Origin of the sequence: Mesorhizobium vachelliae (assembly GCF_033977325.1) — a bacterium.
Lineage (GTDB): Bacteria > Pseudomonadota > Alphaproteobacteria > Rhizobiales > Rhizobiaceae > Mesorhizobium > Mesorhizobium vachelliae.
Genome location: NZ_JAVIIR010000002.1, coordinates 163,846 through 183,230, shown reverse-complemented (window position 1 = coordinate 183,230; position 19,385 = coordinate 163,846). Strand labels below are relative to the sequence as shown.

Sequence of the window (19,385 nt, the reverse complement as noted above, 5' to 3'; positions counted from 1 at the left end):
GGCATGACGTTGCCCAGCGCGCGCCGAGACTCTATACCAACATCGCACAATCGAGGACGACATGAGCGTGGCTGAAAAATCGCAGAAGAAATCCGGCGGGCTTGGTGAAACCTTCTCCGTCATCATCCAGGCTCTCCTGCTCGCGCTCGTCATCCGCACGCTGCTCTTCCAGCCCTTCTCCATTCCGTCCGGCTCGATGCGGCCGACGCTGCTCGAAGGCGACTATCTCTTCGTCACCAAATGGGCCTATGGCTATTCGCGTTATTCGCTGCCCTTCGGTCCCGATCTCTTCTCGGGCCGCATCTGGGGCTCGGAGCCCAAGCGCGGCGACGTGGTGGTGTTCAAGTTCCCGCCGGATCCGTCGGTCGACTACATCAAGCGCGTCGTCGGCCTGCCCGGCGACAAGATCCAGATGAAGGACGGCCAGCTTTTCATCAATGACGTCGGCGTGCCGCGCGTGAAGACCGGTCAGATCGACAATCCCGACGTTACCGAGGAAAACCGGCCAATCGACGTCTATCGTGAAACGCTGCCGAACGGCGTCAGCTACGACACGCTCGACATCAATTCCGATTCGATCGGCGACAACACGCGCGAATTCGTCGTCCCGGCCGGACACTATTTCATGATGGGCGACAATCGCGACAATTCCTCCGACAGCCGCTTTGCCGTCGGTTATGTGCCGGCCGAGAACCTTGTCGGCCGCGCCAACCTCATCTTCTTCTCGATCGCCGGCAAGGCGAGCCCGCTCGAGATCTGGAAGTGGCCGTCGCTGATGCGCGCCGGGCGCCTGTTCCATTTCGTCCACTAGAGCGATGGCGGCCGGCAAGCGTTTGACCGCCGATGCCCTGGCCGAAGCGCTTGTCGAGCGCACCGGTCATGCCTTCGCCGACCGCCAGCGCCTGCAGCGGGCGCTGACCCATGCCAGCGCCCGTTCGACCCATGCCGGCGTCGACTATGAGCGCTTTGAATTCTTGGGCGACCGTGTTCTCGGCCTCGTCGTCGCCGACATGCTGCTCGCGACCTTTCCCGATGCCGCCGAGGGCGAGCTGTCGCTGCGCCTCAATGCGCTGGTCAACGCCGAGGCGCTCTCCCAGATCGCCGAGGAGATCGGTCTGCCCGAGCTGGTGCGCGCCGGTTCCGATGTGCGCAATCTCGAAGGGCGCAAGCGCACCAATCTGCGCGCCGATGCGCTGGAATCGCTGATTGCCGTCCTTTATCTGGATGGCGGCCTTGAGGCTGCCCGCGCATTCATCCACCGCTACTGGCAGCCGCGCTCGCAGGCGATCGGCGCCGCGCGGCGCGACGCCAAGACCGAATTGCAGGAATGGGCGCACCAAGCCGCGGCCGGCGCCGTGCCCGCCTACCGCGTCGACGGTCGCGAGGGGCCGGACCACGACCCGCTGTTCACCGTCAGCGTCAAGGTCGGCTCTTTTGCCCCGGCCACCGGCAGCGGCCGCTCCAAGCGCGAGGCCGAGCAGGCCGCCGCGGCTACTCTTTTGCTGCGCGAAGGCGTATGGAGCGCGGCATGAGCGATACGGAAACCCCTGAAGCCCCTGCGACGCGCTCCGGCTTCGTCGCGCTGATCGGCGCGCCCAATGCCGGCAAGTCGACGCTGGTCAACCAGCTGGTCGGCGCCAAGGTGTCGATCGTCACCCATAAGGTGCAGACCACCCGCGCCATCGTGCGCGGCATCGCAACGCATGACAACGCGCAGATCGTCTTCGTCGACACGCCGGGCATCTTCAAGCCGAAGCGGCGGCTGGACACCGCGATGGTGACCACCGCCTGGGGAGGCGCCAAGGATGCCGATGTCGTGGTGCTTCTGATCGACGCCGAGCGCGGCATCAAGGGCGATGCCGACGCCATCCTCGACCGGCTGAAGGACGTCCGGCAGCCGATGCTGCTCGTCCTCAACAAGGTCGACCGCGTCAAGCCTGAGACGCTTCTTGCGCTGGCCGCGACCGCGAACGAACGCGTGCCGTTCAAGCGCACCTTCATGGTTTCCGCGCTCACCGGCTCCGGCTGCAAGGACCTGCTCGACTATCTCGCCGAGACGCTTCCCGCCGGCCCCTGGTATTATCCCGAGGACCAGATCTCCGACCTGCCGATGCGCCAGCTCGCGGCCGAGATCACCCGCGAGAAGCTTTATCTCAGGCTCCACCAGGAACTTCCCTATTCCTCGCATATCGAGACCGAGAAATGGGAAGAGAAGAAGGACGGCTCGGTCCGCATCGAGCAGGTCATCTATGTCGAGCGCGACAGCCAGAAGAAGATCGTGCTCGGCCACAAGGGCGAGACGATCCGCGCCATCGGCCAGGCCGCGCGGGGAGAGATCGCCGAGATCCTCGAGCAGAAGGTGCACCTCTTCCTGTTCGTGAAGGTGCGCGAGAACTGGGGCGACGACCCCGAGCGCTACCGCGAGATGGGGCTGGAGTTTCCCCATTGATGCCTGTCGCCCAAAAGCGCGAAGCGGCTTTGGGACGAAGGCATGGATGATCCGAAACCGACCATCGACGCCGGTCTCGTGCGCCGGCTGGTCGATGAGCAGTTTTCGCAATGGCGGCATCTGCCGATCAGCCCGGTCGCTTCCGGCGGCTGGGACAACCGTACCTTCCATCTTGGCGACGAGATGACGGTCAGGCTGCCGAGCGCGGCCGCCTATTCGCTGCAGGTCGAGAAGGAGCAGCGCTGGCTGCCGAAACTCGCGCCGCTCCTGCCGCTGCCCATTCCGACGCCGCTCGCCATGGGCGAGCCGGGCGAGGGGTATCCCTGGCGTTGGTCTGTCTATCGCTGGATCGAGGGCGAGACGGCGAAGACAGCGCCCATCAGAGATCTTGGCACGTTCGCGGTCGCGCTGGCCGATTTCCTCGTCGCGTTGCGGGCCATCGATGCGACCGACGGGCCGGCGCCCGGCCGGCACAATTTCCACCGTGGCGGGCCGCTGACCGTCTATGACGGCGAGGCAAGGCAAGCCATTGCCGCGCTGGAGGGCCGGATCGACGCCCATGCCGCGACTGCCGCCTGGGAAGCCGCGCTTGCCGCGACCTGGCATGGCTCGGCGGTCTGGTTCCACGGCGATGTCGCCTCGGGCAATCTGCTGGCCGAGAACGGCAACTTGAGTGCCGTCATCGATTTCGGCACCTCCGGCGTCGGCGATCCGTCCTGCGACCTGGCGATCGCCTGGACATTCTTCGAAGGCGAAAGCCGCGAGGCTTTTCGGACTCGCATCGCCGTCGATGACCCCACCTGGGCGCGCGGCCGCGGCTGGGCGCTGTGGAAGGCGCTGATCACCGTCGCCGGCCACGACGCCAACCAGGCCGAGGCGGCAAGGCAGCGCCAGGTAATCAACGAGGTGGTTGCCGATCATCGGAAATGGGCGTGATACCGGCGAATGTCAGGACGTGTTGGGTCCGAGGTGCCAAAATCTTGATTTCGCCGCGCAACGGGTGAATAGCTCCCGTTCATGGAATGGCGCGACGAGGGAATCGTTCTCGGCACCCGCAAGCATGGCGAAACCAGCGCCATCCTCGAGGTGATGACGCGCGCCCATGGCCGCCATCTCGGCCTGGTGCGAGGAGGGCGCTCGCGCAAGCAGCAGCCGGTGCTGCAGCCCGGCAACCGCGTCGATCTTCTGTGGCGGGCGCGGCTTGACGAACATCTCGGCGTCTTCCAGGCCGAAGCGATCGAGATGAACGCCGCGCGGCTGATGGACAGCGCGGTGGCCGTCTACGGCCTGCAGACCATGGCCGCGCATCTGAGGCTCCTGCCGGAGCGCGATGCCCATGGCGGCCTCTATGAGGCGCTTGCCGTGATGATCTCGCATCTCGACGATGCCGATGCGGCGGGCGAGCTGGTCGCGCGCTTCGAGCTGCTCATCCTCGATGAATTGGGCTTCGGCCTCGATCTTAGCCAATGCGCGGCTACCGGCACCAGGCAGGATCTCGTCTATGTCTCGCCGAAAACCGGGCGAGCCGTATCGCGCGAAGCGGGTGCTGCCTGGCACGACAAGATGCTGGCGCTGCCGGCCTTCCTGCAGCGTGGCTCCGGCCTGCGCGCCGATGCGGCAGCGCTGGAAGACGCCTTCCGGCTCAGCGGCTTCTTCTTCACCCGCCATGTCTATGAGCCGCGCGGCCTCGAGCCGCCCGACGCTCGCGCCGGCTTCCTCGCCGCGCTGCGCCGGCATCATGCAGCGGTGAAGGCGATTGCGGGCGGGGCAGGATAGCAAGGCGGGCGTGCCTACTCGGCGCCGCGCCGCTCCAGGAAATCGTCGAGCATGGCGCGCTGGCCCTTCAGGATCTTGAGCCCCGCTTCGGGCAACGAAAACCAGCCGGCTCGATCCACCTCGGGAAATTCCTTCATGCGTCCAGATTTCGGCGGCCACTCCATGCTGAACATGTTGCTCCTTACAGCATTTGCATCGATGTCCGCTTCGACACCCCACGCGACGACGATCTTGCCGCCGGGCTGCTTGTAGCTGCCGAGCGGCCGGAAATCGCCGTTGACGGCGACGCCGAGCTCCTCTTCGGCTTCCCGTTTGGCGGCTTCGAGCTCGTCCTCATTGTCGCCGATCAGTCCCTTCGGGATCGACCACGCGCCTTCATCCTTTCTTGCCCAGAACGGTCCGCCGGGATGGACGAGCAGGAATTCGAGCACACCGGCAATGCGCCTGTGGATCAGCAGGCCCGCGCTTTTCTGCGGCATCGGTCACCTCGCGGCATTTTCTTCGCTCGCGCGAGAATAGCACGAGTATTTCGACCCCGAAGTCACACAATCTCGCCGGCAGTGCCGGCAGCCCCAGCGGTCTGACATTGGACAAGCCGGCAAGTTGCTGGCTATCGGCGACGAAACATGCTCGATCTTGTTAGCCGACGAGCCGCTGATTTGCACCAGTCGTCTCATTGCCGCATTTGTTGGCCACGACTGGTCTGGTTTTGAGGGAAACCGCCATGTTTTTCAGCCTGATTGCCATTGCCGCCGTCATAGCTCTTTTCGTCATCGTGTCCCGACAGCAGAGCCGCATCGCGCTGGTCGAGCGCGAGCTCGGCGTCCTGCGCGGCTTGGTGCAGTCGGGAGCTTCGCTGTCCGCGCCCAAAGCGGACGCTGCGCAGGAAGGTCTTCCCAAGGAGGCCAAGGCAGCCGCGGCGCCTGTCGCGCCGTTGGCTGACGGCATGAGCGTAGCCGAGGAGATCGCCGCGAAGCCCGAGGCCGCCGAAGACGAGGCGGTGGCCGGACCCTGGACGAAAACCCAGGCGGCCGCGGCGCAATCCGCCGGGCAGTCTGAGCCGCCGCAACCCAGCACCGCGGCCGAGACGCCCGCTGCTGGCACGCCCGCGCCCGCCAAGGCGGCGCGCCAGAGCGATGTCGAGACGGCGCTGGGCACGCGCTGGGCGGTCTGGGTCGGCGGCATCGCGCTGGCGCTGGGCGGCCTGTTCCTGATCCGCTACACCATCGAGGCCGGTATCTTTGGCCCGGGCGTGCGCCTCGCCATGGCCGGCATCCTCGGCCTGGCACTGATAGTCGGCGCCGAATTCATCCGCCGCACCGGCTTCAGGGTGCCGGTGCAGGGCGCGACCGGTGCCTATATTCCCGCGATTCTCACGGCCGCCGGCGTCTTCATCCTGTTCGGCACGGTCTACGCGGCGCACGGCATCTATGGCTTCATCGGTCCAGCGACGGCCTTCGTCCTGCTTGGCCTCATCGGCGTCGCGACCATCGGCGCTTCGCTCGTGCATGGCCTGGCGCTGGCCGGCATCGGCCTCGTCGGCGCCATGGTCACGCCGGCGCTGGTTGCCTCGCGGGCGCCCAATCCCTGGGCGCTGTTCGTCTATCTGGCGATCGTGCTTGCCGCCACCGCGGCAATCGCCCGCATCCGCGACTGGAAGGCGCTCGTGGCGGCTGCGTTCGCCGGTACCGGCATCTGGACCATTCTCTACATGGTCGACGCGCCGGAGGTGAACATTGCCGCCGTCCTGTTCATCAGCCTGGCGACGCTTGCCGTGCTGGCCTTCGTTTGGCTCGGCCTTTTCCTGGTTACTGGCCGCGACGGCGCGGCGCGCGGCTTCGACTGGCCATCCATAGCGCCGGGCTTCTTCATCGCCCTGAGCGCGGTCGGCCTGTCCGTTGATCCGGCTTTTGCCAGCGCCGGCGATGCCTTGCATGGCGCGGTCCTCCTGGCCGCGCTGGTCGCGGCGGCGCTCTACCGGCCACGCGCGCTGCCGCTGGCTTTCGCCGCCGGCATCGCCACCGTACTGATCTATCTCGGCATCATCCCGCCCGCCACGATCGGCGCCAATGCGCTCGACGTCGGGCTGGACGCCCAGCCCCTGGCGTCGTCCGACGCCCTGACGTTCCGCATCGGCGTCGCGCTTGGCCTGGCCTTCCTTGCCGCCGGCTTCTGGGCCGCGCGCCGCTTCGCCGGCACCGCTCCGCGGCGCGCGGCCTGCTGGGCGGCCTGGGGTGTCATCGTCCCGCTGGTGGTGCTCCTGGCGCTGTGGCTGACCTTCGGCGATATCGACCGCGATCTCGGCTACGCGCTACCGGCGCTGTTGCTGGCGCTCGCCTTTGCCGCTGGCGGCGAATGGATCGCGCGCGCTGAGGAGCCGCCGCTGGTGGGCGGCGCGGCCGTCTCCTTCGCGCTGGGCGGCGCCGGCGTCGCCGGCCTGCTTATGCTGCATATGGCCTTCGGCTCAGGCTGGACGACCGTGCTGCTCGGCGCCGCCGCGATCGTCCCGGCGTTGGCCACGCGCTGGCGGTCCTACCCCGTGCTGGGCTGGATCGCGGTCGGCGCGGCGGTCGCCGTGCTCGGCCGCGTCGCCTTCGATCCGACCATCGTCGGCGCGGCGTTCCTCTCCAGGGCGCCGGTCTTCAACTGGCTGCTGCTTGGCTATGGCGTGCCGGCGCTCGCTTTCGGCTTCGCCGCCTGGCAGCTCGCACGCACGACCAACGGCAGGCCGCGCCTTGCGATGGAGGCGGCCTCGGCGCTGTTCGTGCTGCTCACCATTGCCATGCTGGTGCGCCACGCCATGCATGGCGGCGTCATCGACACCGGCACGGTGACCCTTGCCGAACAGGCGATCTACACGCTGATCGCGCTCGGTGCCGGTGCGATACTGGTCGCCATCGACATGCGCTCGCCGAGCTCGGTTCTGCGCTATGGCTCGATGGCTGCCGGCGTGGTCTCGGCAGGCTTGATCGCGGTTCAGCATTTCGTGGTGTTGAACCCGCTGCTGACGGACGAGTCGACCGGCAGGATCCCGGTCTTCAACCTCCTGTTCCTGGCCTATCTGCTGCCAGCGATCGCTGCGGGCGCCCTGGCGCTCTATGTCCGCGATAAGCGTCCGCGGTGGTATGCAGCTACGTTGGCGCTGATCGCCGCGCTGCTTGCCTTCGCCTATGCCACGCTTTCGGTGCGCCGCTTGTTCAAAGGCGAGTTCATCGCCTTGTGGAGCGGGCTCGGCCAGGTCGAGACCTACACCTACTCGGCGCTCTGGCTGGTCATCGGCGTGGCGCTTCTCACCGCCGGCGTCTGGTTGAAATCGCAGGTGCTGCGCATCGCCTCCGCGGTGCTGATCGCGGTCGCGGTGGTCAAGGTCTTCCTCTTCGACATGTCGGAGCTGGAAGGCGTGCTGCGCGCGCTCTCCTTCATCGGCCTCGGCGCCGTGCTGATCGGCATCGGCCTGTTCTACCAGCGGCTGCTGACGAGGGCGGCGAGGGAGGGGTGAGAGGCTTGGGTTTCCTGCACCGCTGTTGCTATTTGCGGACAACGCCGCGCAGGCGGCGCTGATCGGCTGCCTCTTTGATGAGACCAGCAATCTTGCGAACGAATGCCGGACTGAATGAACCGACCGGCTTCGTCGTCACGAGATCGTAAGCTTCGTCGGTCCGCACACGATTGTACTCGTCGAGGATCAGCCATGACGGAAAATCGAGGCCGCCCCTGCGGCACTCGATCTCACTGATGGCAATAGACGCGCGGGTCGGGCCGGGCTTCTGCGAGGTGAGCGGGAACAAGAACAGCGCCGCCGGCGTCGTCGGCGTTCTGACCACGACGCAGACAGGGCGCGCATTGCGCCCGGACTCTTCACCGGCGTCAGCCTGCCGCGCCCATAGATAGTAATACCGAAGCAGGTCGCCGGGCTCAAACATCCGACTCATCGTCGCTTATGATGGCTTCCAACCCCGACATCAGTTCATTGTGGACCACGTCAGGCGCATTCTCGAGCGTGTAAGCGTCGGTATGAGACGAGCCAACGAGTTGCCGGTATTGCCTAGCCGAAAGGATGATCAGCTTCTCCTTGCCGCGTTTTGTCAGGGCGACGGGCTCGATCATCGCTGTTTCGAGGATCTCGCCCGATGCACGGTTCATGTCTGAAAAGGTGAATTGCTTCATGGGAGTGCCTCATACGTAATATACGTATTATAGCTATATTTCGTAATCAAACAATCAATCCCGCGCGGCTTCGAGCCGGGAATAAACCACCCGCCGCCGGCGTTGTTCATGTGCTTGGGTAACCGCAGCGGTTCGCCGCCTTGCGCTGACCGCTTGCACCGCGCCCGCAAGGCGCGTTCTATCGGGATGGAAGCGACCTCGAAACAAGCGGTCATGGACGACAAGAAGGCAGCGATCCTGAGCGAAATACCGCGGTTGCGGCGCTATGCGCGCTCGTTGCTGCGCGAGCGCGATTCCGCCGACGATCTCGTCCAGGATTGCCTGGAGCGGGCGCTTGTGCGGCTCGACAACTGGCAGACTGGAGAGAGCCCCCGGAGGTGGCTGTTTACGATCATGCACCACTTGTTCATCGACCAGATGCGCAAGGTCAACCGGCGAGGCGAGGCGGCGATGCTGCCTCTCGAAGCCGGTGAGGCCCAAGCCGCGCCCGCCGATCAGGTCGAGACCATCGCCTCGCGCGAGATCATGGATGCCCTGCAGGCGATCAGCCCCGATCGCCGCGCGGCATTGGTGATGGTCGCCATCGAGGGCTTTTCCTATGCCGAGGCCGCCAACATCCTTGGCGTGCCGGCCGGCACGCTGATGTCGCGCATCGCGCGCGGCCGCGAGGAATTGCGAGGGTTGCTCGACGACACGTCGCGCCGCCGCTCGATAAGGATCGTCGAGAAATGACCCGCCACGATTTCTCCGAACGCGATATCCATATGGCCCTCGACGGCGAGTTGCCGGGCGACGAGCGCATGGCCTATGACGCCTGGCTCGAGGCCAATCCCGAGATGAAAGCGCGATCCGCGCGTTACATTGCCGATCGCGCCGCCATGCGCGCCGCCTTCGCGGGCGTGATGGATGAACCGGTACCGGCGAGGCTGCGGCAGGCGGTGTTTGGCGAGGCGCCTGCAAAGGCGTCGGCCTGGCGCTCGCGCTGGTGGCTGTCGGCTGCCGCCGCCGTGATGCTCGTGGTCGGCGGGCTCGGCGGCTATGTCGCAGGCATCGACGGCATCGGCCGCGGCGGCGACAGCGACGACCAGCTTGCCGAACAGGCGATCGCCGCCCATGTCGTCTATGCCGCTGAAAAGCGCCATGCGGTCGAGGTTCCGGCGAGCGACAAGGATCATCTCCAGACCTGGCTGTCGAACCGCGTCGGGCTGAAGCTGGTTGCGCCCGACCTTGCGTCCGAGGGTTTCGAGCTGATCGGCGGCCGGTTGCTGCCGGCGGGCAGCCAGGGCAAGGCGGCGATGCTGCTCTACGAGGATGCCAAGGGCGAGCGCATTTCGCTCTTCGTCACCGCCGAATCGTCCGCGACCTCCAAGGGCACCTATACGGCCGAGGGGGGTGGGCCGGAGGCGGTCTACTGGCTGGACAAGGGCTACGCTTGCGCCGTCGTCGGCTCGTTGCCGCCGGAGCGGCTGTCGGACGTCGCAAAGAGCGCCTACGGCCAGCTCGTGGCCGGCATATCAAGCTGAACCGGCTGCGTTTTTCGGCGGCCGGCAGTCCTTTGAACGGCAATTCTGTTCAAAGGCTTGGCCCTTTCCTGCCGTGACGGAAACTGTCACAATTCGGCCCTAATCAAGGAGCGATAGCGCTTGATGGATACTGGCGCTTCGGCCAGTATTCGCGACGCATCCACCGGGGCCGTTTCTTAAACCCAATCGAGGTTCTCCCTAGCCCGCATGCCTGCCGAGATCCGCAAGGCCCGCGCGTCAGACGTCGATGACCTCGCCGCCATCGAGAAGGCTGTTTTTCCGGGCGACAGGCTCTCGCGCCGCTCCTTCCGCCAGTTCATCGAACGCGAAACCGCCGAGATGCTGGTGGCCGAGAGCGAGGGCCGTGTCGCCGGCTATGCGGTGGTGCTGTTTCGCAAGGGCAGCGGCGTGGCGCGGCTCTATTCCATCGCTGTCGGCCCCTTCTTCGGCAGGCTCGGCATCGGCCGCCTTCTGCTGGCGGCCGCCGAAGAAGCGGCCTTCGAGCACGACCGGCTGCTGCTTCGCCTCGAGGTGCGCGAGGACAATGAGCGCGCGATCCGGATCTACGAAGAGGCCGGCTATCGGAAACTGGGCCGCGAGCCCGACTATTACGAGGATGGCGCGACGGCGCTGCGGTATGAAAAGACGCTGCGCGGCGACACGCCGACCGCGACCAAGGTGCCGTTCTACCAGCAGACCTGCGAGTTCACCTGCGGCCCTTGCTGCCTGATGATGGCGATGGCCAATTTCGACCGTGGCTTCGTGCCCGATCCGGTCATGGAAATACGCCTGTGGCGCGAGGCGACCACGGTCTTCATGATGTCGGGTCCCGGCGGCTGCGAGCCATTCGGTCTGGCCGTCGCCGGCTACGAGAGCGGGCTCGCCGCCGAGATATTCGTCTCCTTCTACGGAGCGCTGTTCCTGCAGTCGGTGCGGAGCGAGGAAAAGCGCCGGGTAATGGAGCTCGCCCAGGTCGATTTCCGCCACCGCGCCGATCTCTACGGCATCCCCGTCAACTACCGTCCGTTCGGCATCGGCGACATCCGTGACGCCCTGGCCGAGGGCAAGCTTGTGGTGGTGCTGATCAGCGGCTTCCTGATGTTCGGCAAGAAGGTGCCGCATTGGGTGCTGGCCATCGGCGACGATGGCGACCATATCCTGATCCACGACCCCTGGGTTGAGGATGAGAGGCAGGAAACGATCCTCGATGCCGCGAACATTCCGGTGCCCTACGACATCTTCATGAACATGGCGCAGTTCGGTCGCGACGGCTTGCGCGCCGCCATCACTCTGGGAAAACGCTGAGACAATGACCTGGGTTATCCTGACAGGCAGGCAGAACGACATCGATCAAGTGGCGACGCCCCATAAGATCATCACCAACCGCGACTATCTCGCGCATCCGGCGCTGTTCCGCGGCCAGCGGCCGAAGGTGATTAACCTGTCGAACAATTACGGCTACCAGAGCCGCGGCTACTACGCCTCGCTGCTGGCCGGCTCGCGCGGCCACAGGGTCATCCCGACGGTCGAGACGATGATCGACCTGTCGGAGCGCAAGCTCTACGAGCACGCGCTGCCGGAGCTCGAGCTTGCCTTGAACAAATGCCGCAAGGACCTTGGCGGGGCGTTTCCGGCCAAGGTCGCGATCTTCTTCGGCATCGGTCCGTCGAAAGTGTGGGACCGTTTCGCCAAGCTGCTGTTCGACTGGTTCCGCGCACCGGCGCTCGAGGTCCACATCAAGGACAGCGCCGAATGGGCCTCGATCCGCAAGATCGGCTTCCTGCCTTTGGCCCGCATGACCGAGGACGAGGAAGAGTTCTTCCTGCAGTGCCTGGACACCTACACCAACCGCGAATGGCGCGACACCAAGGGCCGCACGCCGGCGCGGTATACGTTCGCGACGCTGGTCGACCCGCACGAGGAATTGCCGCCGTCGGAGATTTCCTCGCTGCGCTATTGGGCGAGGATCGCCGAGAAGATGGGCGTCGAGGTCGAGCCGATCACCAGGAAGGACCTCGCCAAGCTCGCCAACTACGACGCGCTGTTCATTCGCGAGACCACGTCGATCTCCAACCACACCTACCGCTTCGCGCGCCGCGCCCAGCAGGAAGGCATGCCGGTGATCGACGATCCGCTGTCGATGATCCGCTGCACCAACAAGGTCTATCTCAACGAGCTGATGACCTACAACAAGGTGCCGGTGCCGCCGACAGTGATGATTGCCGGCACGTCCGACTTCGAAGTGGCGGCGCAGACGCTGGGCTTCCCGCTGGTGCTGAAGATCCCGGATTCGTCCTTCTCGCGGGGCGTCAAGAAATGCGAGAACATGGCGGAGCTGACCAAGCTCGCGACCGAATGGCTGGAAGATTCCGATCTCCTGATCGCGCAGAAATTCATCCCGACCGAATATGACTGGCGCGTCGGCGTGCTCGGCGGCCAACCGCTCTTTGCCGTGCACTATCTGATGGCGAAGAAGCACTGGCAGATCGTCAACCACAAGGCCAGCGGCAAGCCCGACCAGGGCGGGATCAAGACGTTCACGCTGAAACAGACGCCGCCGCATGTCGTCGAAACCGCGGTCAAGGCGGCAAAATGCATCGGCGACGGGCTCTACGGCGTCGACCTCAAGGAGACCAAGGACGGCGTCTTCGTCATCGAGGTCAACGACAATCCCAATCTCGACCATGGCTGGGAGGATTCGGGCGAGAAGGACGAGCTCTGGGTGCGGCTGACGCAGTGGTTCCTGGAACGCCTGGAGAGGCCGGAGAAGTAGCGGCGGGAGAAGGAACTGGAGAATTGGGGAATTGAAGAATGAAGTGTCTAGCGAGCCATCTGCCCTCACTTACTCAGCTCCTGATTTCCTCAGTTCTCCAGTTCTCCAATTCTTCAATTCTCCAGATCCCATCACTAGAACTGAGGGAACAAAATGCTGTTTTTCGTGATCGAGGATTTCCACGGCTCTGACCGCAAGGAGATCTACCGCCGCTTCCGCGACAAGGGGCGGCTGAAGCCCGACGAGCTTGTCGTGCATCACAGCTGGATCGCGGGCGACATGAGCCGCTGCTTCATGCTGGTGGAAGCCGACGATGCGACGGCGCTGCAGCGCTGGGTCATCGAATGGGCGGATCTGGTCGAGTTCGAGATCGTTCCGGTAGCCAGCAGCAAGGACATGGTGGCGGCGCTCGCCGGGCACCTCTGAATCTTTTCGATGATGGCCAGCTAGCTGCTGGTGGCCCCGTCAAATGACCGCTATCGCGTCGACCTCTATGAGATAGCCTGGGGACATGATCGCCACGCCGACTATCACATTCGCTGGCTTGTGATCTCCAAACAGCGAAATCTGCGCGGCTTCGATGATCGGAACGTGTTCGTCGCGGTTGTAGTCGACGATATAGACCGTGATCTTGCAGACTTGGTCGGGCCGCGCGCCTGCCGCGCTGAGCGCGCAGCCGAGATTGGCGAACGACAGGCGCGCTTGCGCCGCAAAATCACCATGCCCGACGAGCTTGCCATTATGTCTTCGGGCTGCTGCCCCGAGATGAACACCAGCTTGGATCCCGTAGCGACGACAACCTGCGTGTACATCTCCGGAACCGGCAGATCGGCTGGATTGATGAGTTCGAGCGACATCAGAGGATCTCCTACGACTTCGTTTGACTGAAAAAGCGATGGGGGAACGAAGGATTGGTGCTCCGTTCCTAGTTCCCTAAACTACTTGTTGGTGCCGAGCGCTGATGAGCTGACTGCGTGCACGCATTCCCCGATCAGCCACTCCCGGAACGCACCCACGATATCGCGCCTTGCGCTGCGTTCGGGGATCGTTAGGCAATAGGGCTGGCGCAGCTCCAGGGATTGCGCGGCGGCCCGCACCAGCTTGCCATCCTCCAGCGCCTGGGCGCAATAGATGCCTTGCGCCAGCGCCACGCCCAGTCCTGAGATGGCGAGATCCAGCGCTGCCCGCGACGAGTTGGCCGACAGGCCGCGCTGCGCGGCCCGGCCGGTCTCGACGCCTGCCGCCTCGAACCAGTTGCGCCAGGATGGAAAGGACGCTCCGGTCGGCCCCCAGTCGGTGTGAATGAGCGGTAGGCTGGCAAGGCCATCCGATCTGGTCGCGCCGGCCAGCGTCGGCGCGCAGACGGGATAGACGGCGTCCCTGACAATCTCCTCGGTCGGATGCTCCCGATAGTGCGGGCCGTAGGAGAGGCGGATGTCGATCAATTCATGATCGAACGACACCGGATCGTCGTCGCCTCTCAGCGATATGTCGGCGGCGCCATGGGATGCGACAAAGCGGACGATGCGCTCGGAGAGCCAGCCCATCGCCATGGAAGGCGGCACCGAGATGACGAGCCTTGGCCGGAACGCGTCGCCGCCGAGATCGCGCGCGACGCTGCCGATTTCCCGGAAAGCCATGGTAAGCCTCGGCAGCATCTCAACCCCGGCTTCGGTCAGCACGGCGCGCCGGTTGATCCGGTGGAACAGTTGTCGTCCCATCTGTTCCTCGACGGTGCGGATAAGCTGGCTGACGGCCGCGGCCGAAATCGACAATTCCTCCGCCGCGGCCGCAAAGCTGCCCGTCCGCGCCGCCGCTTCGAAGGCCTGAAGTCCGCGCAAGGAGGGAAGAGCGACCATGACAATCCGAAAGATAAGGTGATCTTATCTATTTCGCAGAAATCCTCGTTTTTCGAAAGGTTTCTTTCTGGCTATCGTGGCCTCATGAACGCAATCGACCACGACGCAGCCGTCGACCATCGCTCCGTGATAGCCTCGCTGACGAATGAGGAGCGCAGCCGGCTGACCGGCAAATTGGATGGGCCGGGCCTTGTCCAGTTCGCACTCCATCTCGGCGCGATCATCATCCTTGGCGCGCTGATCGCGGCCAAGGTGCCGTTCTGGCCGGTCCTGATGCTGCCGCAGGGCATCCTGATCGTCTTCCTGTTCACGCTGCTGCATGAAACCGTGCACAGGACGGCGTTCGAAACGCAGTGGTTGAATGACACCGTCGCGCGCTTCTGCAGCCTGGCGATCGCGCTGCCCGCCGACTGGTTCCGCTACTTCCATTTCGCCCATCACCGTTTCACCCAGGATCCCGAAAACGATCCGGAGCTGGCTTTCCCGAAGCCCGAGACGATGCGGCAGTACATCGTCCACGTCTCCGGCCTGCCGGTATGGTGGGGGCACTTCAAGACGCTCTACACCAATGCGATGGGGCGCTGCCGCGACAGTTACGTGCCGCCGAAGGGCTTGCCGAAAGTGAAAGCCGAGGCGCGGGCGATGATCGCCTTCTATGTCGTCCTGCTGGCGCTTGCGGTCTGGTTCAAGGCATCGGTGGTGCTCTATGTCTGGATCGTGCCGGCGCTGCTCGGCCAGCCGTTCCTCAGGCTCTATCTACTGGCCGAGCACGGCCGCTGTCCCTTCGTCGCCAACATGCTGGAAAACACCCGCACGACGCTGACCAACTGGTTCGTGCGCAAGCTCGCCTGGAACATGCCTTACCATGCCGAGCACCACGCCTATCCCGGCGTGCCGTTCCATCAGCTGCCGCAATTCCACCGGCTGATCGAGCGGCATCTGAAAGTGGTGGAGCCCGGCTATGTGAGCTTCCACGAGAAATATGTCGGGGCGCTACGCTAAAGTGGGAACCGGTTTCGAGACATGCGTAGAACCAAGAACCTAAAACGCATGGAGCGAACCTGAAAGATCGTGACACGCTTTAACGGACGGGTGTCACTCAGCCTGATTGGCGCAGCAGCGCCTGCGAGCGCAGCAGCCGGCTCATGTCGGACGCCTTGGTCGGCACGCCGATCAGATAGCCTTGCGCCTCACCGCAGCCGGCCTTGCGCAGCATGTCGAGCTGCGTTTCGGTCTCCACACCCTCGGCGGTGACGGTGATGCCGAGCTCGGCGCCGAGGCCGATCACCGTGCGCACGATCGCCGCCGTGTCGCGCTTGTCGAGGTCGTGGATGAAGGAGCGGTCGATCTTGATCTTGTCGACGGGGAAGCGTCGCAGATAGCCGAGCGAAGAATAGCCGGTGCCGAAATCGTCGAGCGCGATGCGCACGCCAAGGCCGCGCAATTGGCTCAGCGTCTTCAGCACCGCGTCGCTTTCGTCCATCATGACCGTCTCGGTGATTTCGAGCTCCAGGCGATCGGCCGGCAGACCGGAAAAGGCGAGCGCCGAGATCACGCTGCGGGCGCAGCCGCCGCTCTTGATCTGCGCGGCCGAGACATTGACAGCCATGCGCATGTCCTGCGGCCAAGTCGCGGCCACGTTGCAAGCCTTGCGCAGCGCCCAGTCGCCGAGCTGCACGATCAATCCGGTCTCCTCGGCGGCGGCAATGAAGTTTTCCGGCGATACCAGGCCGCGCGATGGCGAGCGCCAGCGCATCAGGGCTTCCGCGCCGACGATTTTGCCGGAGCCGATGTCGAGGATCGGCTGGAAATCCAGCTCGAATTCACGTTTGGAGAGTGCTGCTTGGAGGTCGGCCTCGAGCGCCCGGCGCTCCCGCATCAGCGCATCCATGCCCGGCTCGAAGAAGCGATAGACGTTGCGCCCTTCGCTCTTGCCCCGGTAGAGCGCCATGTCGGCGTTGGTGAGCAGCGTGTCGGCATCGTGTCCGTCGCCGGGATAGAGCGCGATGCCGAGGCTCACGCCCACATGCATTTCGCGCCCCTTGTCGCGATAGGGCTTGCCGACGATCTCGACGATGCGCTTGGCGAGCTTTTCGGCGTCGGCGGCGCTCTTGATGCCCGACTGGATGATGGCGAACTCGTCGCCGCCGAAGCGCGCCACCACATCCTTGCTGCCGCGCACCGCATGCTGCAGCCGCTTGGCGACGCATTTCAGCAGCCAGTCTCCGGCCGGGTGGCCGAACGTGTCGTTGACGGTCTTGAAGCGGTCGAGGTCGAGCGAGAGGATTCCCAGCGGCTTGGCCTTGGCCTCGCCAAGCGCCTGATCCAGCTTCTCGCGAAACATCGAGCGGTTGGGCAGATTGGTCAGCGTGTCGTGATGCGCAAGATGCGTCATGCGCTCCTCGGCGCGTCGGCGCTCGGTGACATCCTCGAAAGTCGCCACCCAGCCGCCGCCGGCCAGCGGCCGCCGCAGAACGAACAGCGTTCGGCCATCGACCAGCTCGCGATAGCTCGATCGCGACTGGCCGGCATCCAGGCTGGCCTTCGTCTTGCCGACTTCGACATCGATTTCGAGCGGTGTGAAGATGCCGAGGCGTATGAGCTTGTCCAGCATCTGGCGATGCGTCATGCCGAGCGGGAAGTCCGACGCCTTGGCGTGGCACAGGTCCAGGAAGCGCTGGTTGCGCACGATGAGCCGGCCCCTGGCGCTGTACATCAGCAGGCCTTGCGACATGTTGGCCAAAGCAGCGTCGAAGCGGCGGTGCTGCTCCTTCAACTCCGCCTCGGCACGCCGTTCCTCGGTCACATCCTCATAGATCGACACCCAGCCACCGACGGCGATCGGCCGGTGCGAAATGACGACGATGCGCCCGTCCGACAGGACTTCCTCATAGGTCGAAGGCTTGGCGCCGTCGATATAAGGCTTGCGGATGGCATAAAGCTCGCTGGCGGTCTGCCCGGCGATGCCGATGTCGACGCTGTGCTGCAGGATGTCGAAGAAACGAATGCCTGGCTTCACCACTTTGGCGTCCAGGCGGAAGATGTCGATGTAATTGCGGTTGCAGATGATCATCCGCTCGTCGGCGTCGAACATGCACAACCCATGCGACATGTTCTCGACAGCCGCCGCGAAGCGCTCGTTCTGGGCACGAAGTTCTTCCGCTATTCGTCGGGCCGGGCCAATGCTGGTCGCTCTTCGCTTGCCGGAGACCGAACCAGTCTTGACATGTGCGCCGGGCATGAGCACGCCTTCGGATCGTGACCGAACGCAATACTGTCCTGCCAGCCGGTTAATTTAGCGTTCTTACGGGACTGAATTTACCACAAGCGGAGACTGACGCTCGGCTTCCAGCGTCTTGAAACGCTTCAGCAAAGCCGTTTGCGCCCAGGTCACGGATTTTGGCGTGAAGTCGAAACGGTCGGCGGAGAAGCCGCGCGGCCGGCCGAAATACTCGGTCGCCTCCGCCGTCGAGAAGCCGGCCAGCAGTGTGGCCTCGTAATAGGCGGCTATCTGGTCGGCGCGCTTGATGTCCTTGCGCAAGGCCGCGTTGAGTTCCGCCGGCAGCGAGAAACGCAGATGGATGGCGCGCTGCAGGCGCAACTCGCAGTCCTTGTAGGAGCCGCCCATCACGGATTTGAACGGCGAGATCATATCGCCGATGACATATTCCGGCGCATCGTGCAGCAGCGCCGCAAGCCGCGCTTCGGCCGTGGCCTCCGGCGCCAGCTCGCCGTAAAGCGCCTCGACCAACAGCGAATGCTGCGCGACGGAAAAGGCATGGTCGCCGCTGGTCTGGCCGTTCCAGCGGGCGACGCGGGCAAGCCCATGCGCGATGTCGGCGATCTCGATGTCGAGCGGCGAGGGGTCGAGCAGGTCGAGCCGCCGGCCCGACAGCATGCGTTGCCAGGCGCGCGGCGGCGCGCCGGCCCGGTCGGCCGCCATCAGGCCTCCTCCGTGCTGATTGCATCCTGCGGCAGGGAGAATTTCGCCCAGGCGGGAATGGCAAGTGTCACAGGTACGTCGCCGGCCATGATGGTTTCACCGGCATCGACCGCCGCCTTCACGCGGTCGATGCGGGCAATCGAAAGACCGTTTCGGCCGCCAGCAGATCCGAGCGCGCCCACCGGCCGGCCGGCGACGGTGAGCTCGGTCCCGGCGGCGGGCAGGGGGCGATCGGCCGACGCGATCAGCACGCGGCGCCGCGCGGTGCCGCGATGCTGCATGCGCGAAACCACTTCCTGGCCGATATAGCAGCCCTTCTTGAAGCCGACGCCGCCCGTCTCGTCGAGCAGCACGTCATGCGGGAAGGCGTCGCCAAGCTGGTAGTCTGAACCGCTCTCCGCGATGCCATGGCCAATGCGCAGCGCCAGCCAGGCGCCAGGATCGCCGCTGTCCTTTGCCTCGCCTCCATAAGCGCGCCTCACCGCCACATCGCGGAAGCGAAGGTCGGCCAGCGCCCTTGAATCAGCCCCGATTGAATCGAAATGCGAGGCGGTTGAATCTTCGCCCCATGCGACCGTGACAAGCACTTGATCGTGCTTGGCAATATCGGCCTTTGCCCGTAGCCGGTAAAGCATCAGCCGGCGCACGAAATCGTCGACGATGTCGGCCCGGCATTCCAGTTGGAAGCCGTTGTCGCCGGCACGCGAGATCAAAAAATCGAACAGAATCTTGCCCTGCGGTGAAAGCAGCGCGCCTGGCTTTGCCTCGCCGGGCTTCAGCATGTCGAGATCGGTGGTGAGGATGTTCTGCAGGAAATGCTCGGCGTCGGGGCCTGACACGGAAACGAGCGCGCGGTCTTTGAGTTGGGCAAAGGGCATGAGCGTAAAATCGGCCT

General features: G+C 64.7%; 20 protein-coding genes. 12 read left to right on the top strand and 8 right to left on the bottom strand.

All coding sequences use genetic code 11. From position 1 onward, the window contains the following. The first annotated feature begins 61 nt into the window (after positions 1-61). From lepB to recO, 5 genes are all read left to right on the top strand, one after another. Complete coding sequence (gene lepB, locus RFM41_RS04520; RefSeq protein ID WP_320246665.1) at positions 62-811, top strand: signal peptidase I; 750 nt, start codon at positions 62-64, stop codon at positions 809-811. Continuing rightward, the gene (gene rnc, locus RFM41_RS04515) at positions 798-1,532 is read left to right on the top strand and encodes a ribonuclease III (RefSeq protein ID WP_430691508.1); all 735 of its coding nucleotides are present in this window, start codon (positions 798-800) and stop codon (positions 1,530-1,532) included. The genes lepB and rnc overlap by 14 nt, the downstream gene beginning before the upstream one ends. Beyond that, a complete protein-coding gene (gene era, locus RFM41_RS04510) occupies positions 1,517-2,449 on the top strand; it encodes a GTPase Era (RefSeq protein WP_320246668.1) in 933 nt (310 codons plus the stop codon). The genes rnc and era overlap by 16 nt, the downstream gene beginning before the upstream one ends. Positions 2,450-2,491: 42 nt before the next feature. Beyond that, a complete protein-coding gene (locus RFM41_RS04505; RefSeq protein WP_320246670.1) occupies positions 2,492-3,385 on the top strand; it encodes an aminoglycoside phosphotransferase family protein in 894 nt (297 codons plus the stop codon). 81 nt (positions 3,386-3,466) lie between these two features. Beyond that, positions 3,467-4,225, top strand: coding sequence for a DNA repair protein RecO (recO, locus tag RFM41_RS04500; RefSeq protein WP_320246671.1), 759 nt, complete (start codon positions 3,467-3,469; stop codon positions 4,223-4,225). Between the two features lie 14 nt (positions 4,226-4,239). On the opposite strand, the gene RFM41_RS04495 is transcribed toward recO, so the two are convergent. Then, a complete protein-coding gene (locus RFM41_RS04495; RefSeq protein WP_320246673.1) occupies positions 4,240-4,704 on the bottom strand; it encodes an NUDIX hydrolase in 465 nt (154 codons plus the stop codon). A gap of 245 nt (positions 4,705-4,949) precedes the next feature. On the opposite strand from RFM41_RS04495, the gene RFM41_RS04490 reads away from it, so the two are divergent. Beyond that, positions 4,950-7,724, top strand: coding sequence for a DUF2339 domain-containing protein (locus RFM41_RS04490; protein ID WP_320246674.1), 2,775 nt, complete (start codon positions 4,950-4,952; stop codon positions 7,722-7,724). A 28-nt stretch (positions 7,725-7,752) separates the two neighbouring features. On the opposite strand, the gene RFM41_RS04485 is transcribed toward RFM41_RS04490, so the two are convergent. After that, the gene (locus tag RFM41_RS04485) at positions 7,753-8,148 is read right to left on the bottom strand and encodes a hypothetical protein (RefSeq protein WP_320246676.1); all 396 of its coding nucleotides are present in this window, start codon (positions 8,146-8,148) and stop codon (positions 7,753-7,755) included. Next, positions 8,141-8,392 (bottom strand): type II toxin-antitoxin system Phd/YefM family antitoxin, encoded by a 252-nt coding sequence (locus RFM41_RS04480; protein ID WP_320246678.1) that lies wholly within the window; start codon positions 8,390-8,392, stop codon positions 8,141-8,143. Before RFM41_RS04480 ends, RFM41_RS04485 begins: the two co-directional genes overlap by 8 nt. Positions 8,393-8,605: 213 nt before the next feature. Between RFM41_RS04480 and RFM41_RS04475 the strand changes: the two genes are divergently transcribed. The 5 genes from RFM41_RS04475 to RFM41_RS04455 all read left to right on the top strand — a co-directional run bounded on the left by RFM41_RS04475 (position 8,606) and on the right by RFM41_RS04455 (position 13,114). Continuing rightward, positions 8,606-9,124: an RNA polymerase sigma factor gene (locus RFM41_RS04475; protein WP_040984221.1), complete on the top strand. Its 519-nt coding sequence runs from the start codon at positions 8,606-8,608 to the stop codon at positions 9,122-9,124. Beyond that, positions 9,121-9,915 (top strand): anti-sigma factor family protein, encoded by a 795-nt coding sequence (locus tag RFM41_RS04470; protein WP_320246679.1) that lies wholly within the window; start codon positions 9,121-9,123, stop codon positions 9,913-9,915. The genes RFM41_RS04475 and RFM41_RS04470 overlap by 4 nt, the downstream gene beginning before the upstream one ends. A 207-nt stretch (positions 9,916-10,122) precedes the next feature. Further along, entirely contained in the window at positions 10,123-11,220 is a 1,098-nt protein-coding gene (locus RFM41_RS04465) for a peptidase C39 family protein (protein WP_320246680.1), read from the top strand. Positions 11,221-11,224: 4 nt separating this feature from the next. Then, positions 11,225-12,688 (top strand): RimK family ATP-grasp domain-containing protein, encoded by a 1,464-nt coding sequence (locus RFM41_RS04460; RefSeq protein WP_320246682.1) that lies wholly within the window; start codon positions 11,225-11,227, stop codon positions 12,686-12,688. A gap of 153 nt (positions 12,689-12,841) precedes the next feature. Beyond that, positions 12,842-13,114, top strand: a complete 273-nt coding sequence (locus tag RFM41_RS04455) for a DUF3303 domain-containing protein (protein ID WP_320246684.1) — start codon at positions 12,842-12,844, stop codon at positions 13,112-13,114. 39 nt (positions 13,115-13,153) lie between these two features. On the opposite strand, the gene RFM41_RS04450 is transcribed toward RFM41_RS04455, so the two are convergent. Both RFM41_RS04450 and RFM41_RS04445 read right to left on the bottom strand, forming a co-directional pair. Next, positions 13,154-13,384 (bottom strand): RidA family protein, encoded by a 231-nt coding sequence (locus RFM41_RS04450; RefSeq protein ID WP_320319252.1) that lies wholly within the window; start codon positions 13,382-13,384, stop codon positions 13,154-13,156. 242 nt (positions 13,385-13,626) lie between these two features. Beyond that, positions 13,627-14,547: a LysR substrate-binding domain-containing protein gene (locus RFM41_RS04445; protein WP_320246685.1), complete on the bottom strand. Its 921-nt coding sequence runs from the start codon at positions 14,545-14,547 to the stop codon at positions 13,627-13,629. Positions 14,548-14,631: 84 nt separating this feature from the next. Here RFM41_RS04445 and RFM41_RS04440 point away from each other — a divergent pair, with 84 nt between their 5' ends. After that, on the top strand, positions 14,632-15,549 hold the full coding sequence (locus RFM41_RS04440; RefSeq protein ID WP_320246686.1) for a fatty acid desaturase family protein: 918 nt from the start codon (positions 14,632-14,634) through the stop codon (positions 15,547-15,549). A gap of 97 nt (positions 15,550-15,646) precedes the next feature. On the opposite strand, the gene RFM41_RS04435 is transcribed toward RFM41_RS04440, so the two are convergent. The 3 genes from RFM41_RS04435 to ygfZ all read right to left on the bottom strand — a co-directional run bounded on the left by RFM41_RS04435 (position 15,647) and on the right by ygfZ (position 19,368). Then, positions 15,647-17,788 (bottom strand): putative bifunctional diguanylate cyclase/phosphodiesterase, encoded by a 2,142-nt coding sequence (locus RFM41_RS04435; protein ID WP_320246687.1) that lies wholly within the window; start codon positions 17,786-17,788, stop codon positions 15,647-15,649. Positions 17,789-17,851: 63 nt separating this feature from the next. Continuing rightward, complete coding sequence (locus RFM41_RS04430) at positions 17,852-18,490, bottom strand: YfbR-like 5'-deoxynucleotidase (protein WP_320246688.1); 639 nt, start codon at positions 18,488-18,490, stop codon at positions 17,852-17,854. Then, a complete protein-coding gene (ygfZ, locus tag RFM41_RS04425; protein WP_320246689.1) occupies positions 18,490-19,368 on the bottom strand; it encodes a CAF17-like 4Fe-4S cluster assembly/insertion protein YgfZ in 879 nt (292 codons plus the stop codon). The genes RFM41_RS04430 and ygfZ overlap by 1 nt, the downstream gene beginning before the upstream one ends. Between the last annotated feature and the right edge of the window lie 17 nt (positions 19,369-19,385).